General features: G+C 71.7%; 10 protein-coding genes. 8 read left to right on the top strand and 2 right to left on the bottom strand.

Annotated elements, in window-relative coordinates:
• Positions 1-91: 91 nt before the first annotated feature.
• Positions 92-574 carry a hypothetical protein gene (locus ABZS37_RS31045; protein ID WP_355174871.1) on the bottom strand — a complete coding sequence of 161 codons (483 nt, stop codon included), beginning with the start codon at positions 572-574 and terminating at the stop codon, positions 92-94.
• 97 nt (positions 575-671) lie between these two features.
• Between ABZS37_RS31045 and ABZS37_RS31040 the strand changes: the two genes are divergently transcribed.
• A complete protein-coding gene (locus ABZS37_RS31040; protein ID WP_355174869.1) occupies positions 672-1,730 on the top strand; it encodes an aldo/keto reductase in 1,059 nt (352 codons plus the stop codon).
• Positions 1,731-2,071: 341 nt separating this feature from the next.
• On the opposite strand, the gene ABZS37_RS31035 is transcribed toward ABZS37_RS31040, so the two are convergent.
• Positions 2,072-4,228 (bottom strand): elongation factor G-like protein EF-G2, encoded by a 2,157-nt coding sequence (locus tag ABZS37_RS31035; protein WP_355174868.1) that lies wholly within the window; start codon positions 4,226-4,228, stop codon positions 2,072-2,074.
• 249 nt (positions 4,229-4,477) lie between these two features.
• On the opposite strand from ABZS37_RS31035, the gene pgsA reads away from it, so the two are divergent.
• The 7 genes from pgsA (at position 4,478) to ABZS37_RS31000 (ending at position 10,706) form a co-directional block, all read left to right on the top strand.
• Positions 4,478-5,107, top strand: a complete 630-nt coding sequence (pgsA, locus tag ABZS37_RS31030; protein WP_355174866.1) for a phosphatidylinositol phosphate synthase — start codon at positions 4,478-4,480, stop codon at positions 5,105-5,107.
• A gap of 46 nt (positions 5,108-5,153) precedes the next feature.
• Entirely contained in the window at positions 5,154-6,086 is a 933-nt protein-coding gene (locus tag ABZS37_RS31025; RefSeq protein WP_355174864.1) for a phosphatidylinositol mannoside acyltransferase, read from the top strand.
• Positions 6,087-6,252: 166 nt separating this feature from the next.
• The gene (locus tag ABZS37_RS31020) at positions 6,253-7,413 is read left to right on the top strand and encodes a glycosyltransferase family 4 protein (protein WP_355174862.1); all 1,161 of its coding nucleotides are present in this window, start codon (positions 6,253-6,255) and stop codon (positions 7,411-7,413) included.
• 87 nt (positions 7,414-7,500) lie between these two features.
• A complete protein-coding gene (locus tag ABZS37_RS31015; protein ID WP_355174860.1) occupies positions 7,501-8,004 on the top strand; it encodes a hypothetical protein in 504 nt (167 codons plus the stop codon).
• Between the two features lie 138 nt (positions 8,005-8,142).
• On the top strand, positions 8,143-9,060 hold the full coding sequence (gene pdxS, locus ABZS37_RS31010) for a pyridoxal 5'-phosphate synthase lyase subunit PdxS (RefSeq protein ID WP_355174858.1): 918 nt from the start codon (positions 8,143-8,145) through the stop codon (positions 9,058-9,060).
• Positions 9,061-9,120: 60 nt separating this feature from the next.
• Positions 9,121-9,726: a pyridoxal 5'-phosphate synthase glutaminase subunit PdxT gene (gene pdxT / locus ABZS37_RS31005; protein WP_355174856.1), complete on the top strand. Its 606-nt coding sequence runs from the start codon at positions 9,121-9,123 to the stop codon at positions 9,724-9,726.
• Positions 9,727-9,953: 227 nt separating this feature from the next.
• A complete protein-coding gene (locus ABZS37_RS31000) occupies positions 9,954-10,706 on the top strand; it encodes a YebC/PmpR family DNA-binding transcriptional regulator (RefSeq protein ID WP_355174854.1) in 753 nt (250 codons plus the stop codon).
• The last annotated feature ends 23 nt before the right edge of the window (positions 10,707-10,729 follow it).

Raw genomic sequence — 10,729 nt, 5'->3', positions numbered from 1 at the left:
ACCCGCTACGACAAACTCGCAGTCCGCTTCCAAGCCGTCCTGACCCTCACCATCATCACCGAGTGGCTCTGACCGGCTTATGAAACACGCCTTAGTCGGCGCGCAGCAACGGGGTCAGCTCCGGCCAGCTCTCCACCCGGTGTACGCGGGGCAGCAGCGCCGCGTATGGGGCCACCTGCGCCGGGCGGGGCCGGAACAGGAAGCGGTACGGCACCGAGTCGAGGTAGCCGAGCACCTCCAGCTTGTCGTCCACGAAGTGGGTCAGCCCGAGCCGCCGGGCGATCGGGGCCTTGTCCGGTCGGGTGCGGCAGAAGTGCACCCGCTCGACGGGGATGCCGGTGCGGGTCGGGAAGTCGTGGTGGGCCAGCCACTCCCGGGTGCGCCGCTCGGTGCCCTCTCCGCACTTGGACACCAGGTGCACCTCGTCGAACGCCGGGCCGAGCGCGGCGAGCGCGTCGAACGCACCATCAACCATGGGTGTACGGAGGTAGTGCGCGCCGAAAAAGGACGTGTCGGCGTCTTCGTCGGCCGGCTCGATGATCACGCCGCCGATGTCCACGCCCAGACTCCGCATGCGGCCGATCATGCCGCACCGGCCAGTCGACACGCATCCACGATTCGCTCCCGGGATCTGCTTCGTCCCGACCCGGCGGAGGTGGCACGATCGGCCGATGGCAGTCACGACACGGACGTTGGGGCGCAGTGGCATCACGGTCAGCGCCCTCGGCATGGGGTGCTGGGCGATCGGAGGGCCCTGGGCGGAGGGCACCCAGCCGTTGGGCTGGGGCGCGGTCGACGACGACGAGTCGTTGCGGGCGGTACGCCGAGCGCTCGACCTGGGCATCACCCTCTTCGACACCGCCGACACGTACGGTGCCGGGCACGGTGAGCGGGTGCTCGGTCGGGCCCTCGCCGGCCGCCGGGACGACGCCGTGATCGCCACCAAGTGGGGTTACACCTTCGACGAGGCGAGCCGACAGGCCACTGGGGAGGACGCGTCGCCCCCATATCTGCGGCGGGCCGTGACCGCCTCGCTGCGCCGACTGGGCACCGACCGGATCGACCTCTACCAGCTGCACCTGGCCGACCTGCCGGTGCCGCGGGCGGAGGCCCTGATCGGCACCTGCGAGGACCTGGTCGCCGAGGGCCTGATCCGGGCGTACGGGTGGAGCACCGACCGCACCGACCGGGCCACCGCGTTCGGGCACGGCGCCGCCGGTGCCACCGCCGTGCAGCACACCCTGTCGGTCCTGCGGGACGCCCCCGAGCTGCTCGCCGTCTGCGAGAAGTACGACCTGGCAAGCGTCAACCGGGGCCCGTTGGGGATGGGGCTGCTCACCGGCAAGTACTCGGCCGGGTCGACACTGCCCCGCGACGACGTACGCGGGTTGGCCCCGGGCTGGTTGGAGTGGTTCCGTGGTGGCCGACCGGCACCGGAGTGGCTGCGCCGGGTCAACGCGGTCCGCGCCGCGCTCACCGCCGACGGGCGCACCCTCGCCCAGGGCGCGCTGGGCTGGATCTGGGCGCGCAGCGGTCGCACCATCCCGATCCCGGGCTGCCGTACGGTCGCCCAGGTCGAGGAGAACGCCGCCGCGCTGCACCGGGGTCCACTGCCGGCGGACCAGTTCGCCGAGGTGGAGCGCCAGTTGGCCGCCCTACGTACCGCCGCCCTGCGCGACGCCGACCGCCCCCACTGGCCGCGCCCCACCCACCCCACAACCCACCCCTAACCAGCCCTCTCCCGCCAACCGCACCCCGCCCTTCCGCGCCCCGCACGGCACCCCCAGGCACCGGCGCATCCCGCGCACCGCATCCCGCGCCCGCGCCCGTGCCCGCGCCGATCAAGGAGTTGTGGTGCCCCGCAAATCGGGCCAACCCCGTGTATCGCCCACCACGAGTCCATGATCGACCAGGGTGGCGGCCCGAGCCCCCGATCTTGCGCTTTCTGCCGGGATTAAAGCCGCAATCAAGGCATCTCGGCGACGGAAAGCGCAAGATCGCGGGGCTCGGGGCAGAAGGTGCAAGATCGCGGGGAGCGGGGAGCGGGGAGCGGGATGCGCAGGGCGCGGGGTTAGGGGGTGTGTTCTTTGCGGGCCTGGTCGGCCAGGTGGGTGGGCATGGGATCGTGGCGGACGAAGTGGCGGCGGAAGGTGCCGGTGCCGGCCGTCATCGAACGCAGCTCGACGGCGTAGCGGAGCAACTCGGCGGCCGGAACCTCGGCGCGGACGAGGGTGCGGCCCTCGGCGTCCGGGTCCGGTTCGGTGCCGAGCACTCGACCGCGTCGGCCGGAAAGGTCGCCCATCACCGTGCCCACCGAGCCGTCCGGCACCCGGATGGTGACCTCGTCGATCGGCTCCAGCAGCGCCGGCTGACCACGGTCGGCGGCGTCGCGCAGGGCCAGCGCGCCGGCGGTCTGGAAGGCCGCGTCGGAGGAGTCGACGCTGTGCGACTTTCCGTCGACCAGGGTCACCCGCAGGTCCACCACCGGGTGGCCGGCGACCAGGCCGCGCTCAAGCTGCGCGCGGACGCCCTTCTCCACGGACGGGATGTAGTTGTGCGGAACCGCGCCGCCGACGACCCGGTCGACGAACTCGAAGCCGCTGCCGCGGGGTAGGGGCTCGACCTCGACGTCGCAGACCGCGTACTGGCCATGCCCGCCGGACTGCTTGACGTGCCGGCCGTGCCCCTTCGCGGGCACGGTCAGCGTCTCGCGCAGCGACACCTTGACCGGCTCGGTGTCCAGCTCGACGCCGCCGGCGCGCAGCCGGTCGAGCACCACGTCCGCGTGTGCCTCGCCCATGCACCAGAGCACCAGCTGGTGGGTCTCGGGGTTGCGCTCCAGCCGCAGCGTGGGGTCGCCGGCGACCAGACGGGCGAGGTTGCGGGCCAGGGCGTCCTCGTCGGCGCGGCTGCGGGCGACGATCGCCACCGGCAGTAGCGGCTCCGGCATCTCCCAGGGGGCGATCAGCAGCGGGTCGTCCTTGGCGGAGATGGTGTCGCCGGTCTCGGCGCTGCCCGACTTGGTGATCGCGCAGATGTCGCCGGCCACGCAGAGTGACGTCTCACGCAGGGTGGCGCCCAGCGGTGTGTAGATGTGCCCGACCCGCTCGTCGGCGTCGTGGTCGGGGTGCCCGCGTTCGACCATGCCGTGCCCGGAGACGTGCACGGTCTGGTCGGGGCGCAGCGTGCCGGAGAAGACCCGGACCAGCGAGACCCGACCGACGTGGCGGTCGACGGTGGTCTTGACGACCTCGGCGACGAGCGGCCCGGCCGGGTCGCAGGTCAACGGCGGACGAGGCGAGCCGTCCAGGCCGGTCACCGCCGGCAACTCGTGCTCCAGCGGCGACGGGAACGCGGCGGTCAGCACCTCCAGCAGGACGTCCAGCCCTACACCGGTGTGGGCGCAGACCGGCACCACCGGGTAGAAGTGGCCTCGGGCGACGGCCTTCTCCAGGTCGTCGATGAGCACCTCGGTGCTGATCTCCTCGCCGTCGAGGTAGCGGTCCATGAGGGTCTCGTCCTCGCTCTCGGCGATGATCCCCTCGATCAGCTCGTTGCGGGACTCGTCGATGGCCGGCTGGTGCTCCGGGTCCGGGTCGCGTACGTCGGCGGGCAGCCCGGCGGTGTAGTCGAAGACCCGGCGGGTGATCAGGCCGAGCAGGCCGTCGGTGGACACACCGTCGTCGCCGAGCATCGGCAGGTAGAGGGGCATCACGTTGTCGCCGAAGAGACGCTGGCAGAGCGCCACCGTCTCGTCGATGTCGGCGCGGGGCTGGTCCAGTCGAGCCACCGCGACCGCGCGGGGCATGTCGACCGCCGCGCACTCCTCCCACAGCGCGACGGTGGCCGCGTCCATGCCGCCCGCCGCGGAGACGACGAAGAGCGCGGCGTCGGCGGCTCGCAGCCCGGCGCGCAGCTCACCGACGAAGTCGCCGTACCCGGGGGTGTCCAGCAGGTTGACCTTGATGCCGTTGTGCAGCAGCGGTGCGCAGGACAGGCTGACCGAGCGCTGTTGACGTACCGCCGCAGGGTCGTGGTCACCGACCGTGGTGCCGTCGACCACGGTGCCGGCCCGGCCGATCGTGCCGGTCGCCGCGAGCAGGGCCTCGATCAGGGTCGTCTTGCCCGCTCCGGAGTGCCCGACGAGCACCACGTTGCGAACCCGCTCGGGCTCGGTCACCACCGGCGTGCCGCCGGTGGAACCCTTGTCCTGACTTTTCTGCGCCATGGGGCGCACCTCCCTCAGCCGGTGGTGGGTGGCGACCGCCGCGCGACGGGAAGCGGCCCGGGGCGAGTGCGCGGCGATATCCTCCGGTGGTCTGCTGCACAGCGGAAACGGGACGGGTGGACGGGTGAGCTGGCTCACCTCCCGGCTCGATCTCACACCCGTTGTCGGGTAGGCACAAGCTTCCCCCGGCGGGTCGGCGGGACCGTCCGTATCGCCGGAGCTGGGCGGACCGTTATCGTGGGGACCGCCATGGCAAAGATCTTCCAAGTATCGGCCCGCGCGGGGATGACCCGCGTCGTCGAGCCGATTGCCCGCGCCCTTCTGCGCGCGGGCGTCACCCCCAATGCCGTCACCGTTGCGGGCACCGTTGGTGTGCTCGTCGGCGCGCTCGGCTTCGGTGCCCGCGGTCACCTGGTCGCGGGCGCGTTGATCGTCACCCTGTTCGCGCTCACCGACCTGCTCGACGGGACGATGGCCCGGATGAGCGGAGGCTCCACCAAGTTCGGCGCGTTCCTCGACTCAAGCATGGACCGGGTCGCCGACAGCGCCGTCTTCGGTGCTGTCGCGTACTGGCTGGCCACGCAGGGCAACCACTCGGGGGTGGCTGCCGCGTTGATCTGCCTGGCCGCCGGCGGGCTGGTCTCCTACGTCAAGGCCCGCGCCGAGGGGCTCGGCATGACCTGCAACGTGGGCATCGCCGAACGCACCGAGCGGCTGCTGATCGTCGGGGTCGGCGGGATCCTCACCGGCGTCGGTGTGAGGCCGGCGCTGGAGATCGCGCTCTGGCTGCTCGCCGCGGTGTCGATCTTCACGGTGGGGCAGCGGATGACGCACGTCTACCGCCAGGCCCAGCAGCGCCAGCCGGGCGGCCAGGCGTGAGGGGCGCATCGGTGAACCGGGGCCGGACGACCGGCGGCCGGGCCGCGTGAACCTCACCGAGCTTGGCTACGTCGCCGGCTGGCGGGTGGTCCGCGCACTACCCCGGCCGCTGGTGGCGGCGGCGTTTCAGGTGGGCGCGGACCGCGCCCACCGCCGCCCCGGCGGGGGTACGGCCCGACTGCGCGCGAACCTGCGCCGGGTGGTCGGCCCGGAGCTGCCCGAGGCCGAGCTGGACGCGCTCGTCAAGCGCGGGCTCCGCTCGTACGCCCGGTACTGGATGGAGGCGTTCCGGCTGCCCGCGTTGAGCCGGGCGCAGATCCTGTCCGGCTTCCGGCTCGAAGGCGCGGAGCTGCTCGCCGCCGACGTGGCCAGTGGTCGGGGCGCGGTGGTGGCGCTGCCCCACGCCGGTAACTGGGACGCCGCGGGTGCCTGGGTGGCGGCCACCGGTTGGCCGATCACCACGGTCGCGGAGCGGCTCAAGCCGGAGGGCGTGTACGAGCGTTTCGTAGCCTTCCGGGAGGGCCTGGGGATGGAGATCCTGCCGACCCACGGCGGCCCGCGTCCGGCGTTCGAGGTGCTGCTGGACCGCGTACGTGCCGGCGCGGTGGTGCCGCTGCTGGCCGACCGGGACCTCTCCGCCCGTGGGGTGGAGGTGGACTTCTTCGGCGGGAAGACCCGGATGCCGGCCGGGCCGGCGCTGCTCGCGCTGCACACCGGCGCGCCGCTCTACGTGGCCTCGCTGTGGTTCGAGTCGGACATGGCGTGCGCGTCGCTCGCCGGCCCGCTGCCGGTGCCGGGGCCCGAGGTGGGGCCCCTGGACCAGCGGGTCCGGTCGCTGACCCAGCTGATCGCCGACCGTCTGGCGGCGGGTATCGCCCGGCATCCGGAAGACTGGCACATGTTGCAGCGGATGTGGCTGGACCAGCGAGGGGCGGGGGACGGCACCGCGCTGCCCGCGCCGGCCTCCGGTCAGGCCTGAGGGGGTGGGCACGGTAAGCGCGAGGAGTGCAGCGCAGCGGAGCCCCGCAGTCGCGCACGAGTGTGGTGCGGTAAGCGTGAGGAGTGCAGCGCAGCGGAGCCCCGCAGTCGCGCACAGGGGCAGCGCAGCGTGGTGGCCCACCATCACGGACGGGGGGCGCTGACGCATGCGGATCGGCATCGTGTGCCCGTACTCCTTCGACGTCCCCGGCGGGGTGCAGAACCACGTCATGGACCTCGCCGAGGCGCTGATTCCGCTCGGCCACGAGGTCAGCGTGCTCGCCCCGGCCGACGAGGATTCGCCGTTGCCGGACTACGTGGTGTCCGCCGGCCGTGCCGTGCCGCTGCCGTACAACGGCTCGGTGGCCCGGATCGCGTTCGGTCCGGTCTCGACCGCGCGGGTCCGGCGTTGGATCACCAACGGCGACTTCGACGTGCTGCACGTGCACGAGCCGCTCACGCTGAGCCTGTCGCTGCTGGCCGTGCTCTCCGCCCGCGGCCCGGTGGTGGCCACGTTCCACACCGCGATGACCCGTTCGCGGGTGCTCGCTGCCGCCCAGGGCGTGCTCCAGATCGTGCTGGAGCGGATCACCGCCCGGATCGCTGTCAGCGCGCTGGCCCGCAAGGTGCAGGTCGAGCACATGGACGGCGGCGCGGTGGAGGTCCCCAACGGGGTGGCGGTGGCCAAGTTCGCCGACGCCGAGCCGTTGCCGGGCTGGCCGGGGGAGTGCGCCCCGGGCACCGGCGGCACGCTGGGCTTCCTGGGTCGGTTCACCGAGGCGCGTAAGGGCTTCCCGGTGCTGCGCGACGCGTTCGTGGCGTTGGCCGCCACCCGGCCCGGGCTGCGGTTGCTGGTCGCCGGCCCGGGTGACCCCGACGACCTGTACGACCAGTTCCCGGCCGAGCTGCACGAGCGGGTCACGTTCCTCGGCCTGGTCACCGAACAGGACAAGGCACGGATGCTGCGTAGTGTGCACCTCTATGTGGCACCGAACACCGGCGGTGAGTCGTTCGGCATGATCCTCACCGAGGCGTTGGCCGCGGGTACGACCGTGGTCGCCAGCGATCTGGACGCGTTCCGGCGGGTGCTCGACGGTGGGCGCGCCGGTCGGCTCTTCCCCACCGGCGACCCGGTGGGGCTGCGTGACGCGGTGACCGAGCTGCTGGACGATCCGGTCGGGCGGGCCACTCTGAGCGCCTGCGGTGATCAGGTGGTGGCGAATTTCGACTGGCCGGTGGTTGCTCGCCGTGTCCTGGAGGTATACGCAGCGGCAATCGAGGCAACCGACGGGCGGGTCATCGACCAGGAATGGGCGGGGCTGGGCTGAGCTGAGCCGGTGTGACGGATGATGCGGCAGTGACCGGGTGACCGGCGTGGCCGCGCCCAATCGGAGGCGGAACGGAGCAGCACGACGATGCCGCACATGTGGTGGGTGGTGGCCGCGAGCCTGGTCGTGGGGCTCGTCGCGGCGTACCTCATCTGGACCGCCGGCCGCGTCGAGCGGCTGCAGGGCCGCGCGGAGCTGGCGGCCCGGGCCCTCGACGCCCACCTGTTGCGCCGTGCCGCGGCAGCCGCCGTGCTGGCTGAGCGGCGCTTCGGCGTCGAGCTGTACGCGGCGGCCCGGATCGCCCTGGACGCCAGCCCGGATGAGCGGGAGGCGGCGGAGAACGACCTGACCCGGCAGCTGCGTGTCGTCCAGTTGGATCCGGGTGATCCGGACTGCGGGGCGGTCATCGCCGCCAGTCGCCGGCTCGCGCTGTCCCGGCAGGTGCACACCGATCTGGTCCGGGACGCCCGCTCGGCGCGTAGCCGCCCCTTGGTGCGGTTGTTGCGGATGGGACGGGGCCACGAGTGGCCGCGCTACTTCGACATTGACGACCCGACCCTCACCGTCCCGGCGGACGTCCCCGCCGCCTGACCCGGAAGATCACGGGCGAGTCGGTGATCGGGGCCACAGTGCAGGCCACCGGGGGTCTGATTGGCTGTCGGTGTGGCGTTGACCCGCGCGTAGCATTTTCGCTGCCACCCCCAGAGCACGTTCAAGGAGCGATGACCCGTGCCTGAAAACACCGCCTCGAACACCGGTACAGCCCCCGTCGTCGGCACCGCCCGCGTGAAGCGCGGTATGGCCGAGATGCTCAAGGGTGGCGTGATCATGGACGTGGTCAACGCCGAGCAGGCCAAGATCGCTGAGGATGCCGGCGCCGTCGCGGTGATGGCCCTGGAGCGGGTGCCCGCCGACATCCGCGCGCAGGGCGGCGTCTCCCGGATGAGCGACCCCGACATGATCGACGGAATCATCGAGGCGGTCTCCATCCCGGTGATGGCCAAGGCCCGCATCGGTCACTTCGTGGAGGCGCGGATCCTCCAGTCGCTCGGCGTGGACTACGTCGACGAGTCCGAGGTGCTGACCCCGGCCGACTACGCGAACCACATCGACAAGTGGGCCTTCACGGTGCCCTTCGTCTGTGGCGCGACCAACCTGGGCGAGGCGTTGCGTCGGATCACCGAGGGTGCGGCCATGATCCGCTCCAAGGGCGAAGCCGGCACCGGTGACGTCTCCAACGCGACCACGCACATGCGGAAGATCCGCCAGGAGATCGGTCGGTTGTCCTCGCTGCCGGCCGACGAGCTGTACGTCGCGGCCAAGGAGCTGCAGGCCCCGTACGAGCTGGTCAAGGAGGTCGCCGAGAGCGGCAAGCTGCCGGTGGTGCTGTTCACCGCCGGCGGGATCGCAACCCCGGCCGACGCCGCGATGATGATGCAGCTCGGCGCCGAGGGCGTCTTTGTCGGCTCCGGCATCTTCAAGGCCGGCAACCCGGCCCAGCGGGCCGCCGCGATCGTCAAGGCCACCACCTTCCACGACGACCCGGACGTGCTGGCCAAGGTCTCCCGCGGTCTCGGCGAGGCCATGGTCGGCATCAACGTCGAGGAGATCCCGCAGCCGCACCGCCTGGCCGAGCGGGGCTGGTGAGTCGGGACGGGCGGAGCCCCTCCTGACCAGGCGACGGCAACGAGAGGAAGGGTGGGGGACGTGGCCGTACCCGTGATTGGTGTGCTCGCGCTTCAGGGGGACGTCCGCGAGCACGTGGCGGCGCTGGCCGCGGCGGGCGCGGATGCCCGCCCGGTCCGCCGTCCGGCGGAGCTGGACGCGGTCGACGGTCTGGTCATCCCCGGGGGCGAGTCCACCACCATCAGCAAGCTCACCGACATCTTCGAGATGCGGGAGCCGATCGACAAGCGGATCGCCACCGGCATGCCGGTCTACGGTTCCTGCGCCGGCATGATCATGCTGGCGACCGAGGTGCTCGACGGTCGACCCGACCAGCGAGGTTTCTCCGGCATCGACATGACCGTCCGGCGCAACGCGTTCGGCCGGCAGGTCCACTCGTTCGAGGCGCCGGTGGAAATCGCCGGGGTGCCGGGTGACCCGTTCCACGCGGTCTTCATCCGCGCACCCTGGGTCGAACGGGTCGGTGTCGGCGTCCAGGTCATCGGGACGGTGACCGATGGCCCGGCCGCCGACCGGATCGTGGCGGTCCGGCAGGGCAATCTGCTGGCCACCTCGTTCCACCCCGAGTTGACCGGTGACCTGCGCGTGCACGCGTATTTCGTGGACCTGGTTCGCACCACCTCCTGATGGCGTGACCCGTTGGCTGGACGGCGCGGGAAACCATGGACGTGAAGCCGCCGCGCGCGGTGCATGACAGCGACCCCGGGGACGTCGGTAGGATTGCGGAGATTCGGCAGGGCCATCTGCCCGCCACGGCTTCCACCAGAGCTGACCGGCACCTCCGCGTGCGCCGGCGGGAGCGGGGCGTGAGCGGTGCGGTCGATGCAGACGGCGGGTAGCAACGGAGGTAGCAGATGTCCGGCCACTCAAAGTGGGCGACCACCAAGCACAAGAAGGCCGTCATCGACGCCAAGCGCGGCAAGATGTTCGCCAAGCTGGTCAAGAACGTCGAGGTGGCCGCGCGGACCGGCGGTGGCGACCCCTCCGGTAACCCGACGCTCTACGACGCCATCCAGAAGGCGAAGAAGAGCTCGGTGCCGAACGACAACATCGACCGGGCGGTCAAGCGCGGCTCCGGCCTGGAGGCCGGCGGCGCCGACTGGCAGACGATCATGTACGAGGGGTACGGCCCGAACGGTGTGGCCATGCTCATCGAGTGCCTGACCGACAACCGCAACCGTGCGGCTACCGAGGTGCGCACCGCGCTCACTCGCAACGGCGGCTCACTCGCCGATGCCGGCTCGGTGTCGTACATGTTCACCCGCAAGGGCGTGGTGATCGTGCCCAAGGCCGACGCCAGCGAGGACGACGTGATGCTGGCCGTCCTCGACGCTGGCGCCGAGGAGGTCAACGACCTCGGTGAGGCGTACGAGGTGGTGTCCGAGCCGACTGACCTGATCGCGGTCCGCACCGCGCTGCAGGACGCCGGCATCGAGTACGACTCGGCCGAGTCCTCCCTGATCCCCAGCATGAACATCCCGCTGGACGAAGAGGGCGCGCGCAAGATCTTCAAGCTGATCGATGTCCTGGAAGACTGCGACGACGTGCAGAACGTCTACGCCAACTTCGACATCTCCGACGACGTGATGGCGGCAGTCGACGCCTGAGGGGTGTCGCACTGCCCTCAGCC

This window comes from Micromonospora sp. NPDC005413 (assembly GCF_040606435.1).
Taxonomy (GTDB): Bacteria; Actinomycetota; Actinomycetes; order Mycobacteriales; family Micromonosporaceae; genus Micromonospora.
This window is presented reverse-complemented; position numbering and strand designations above follow the sequence as displayed.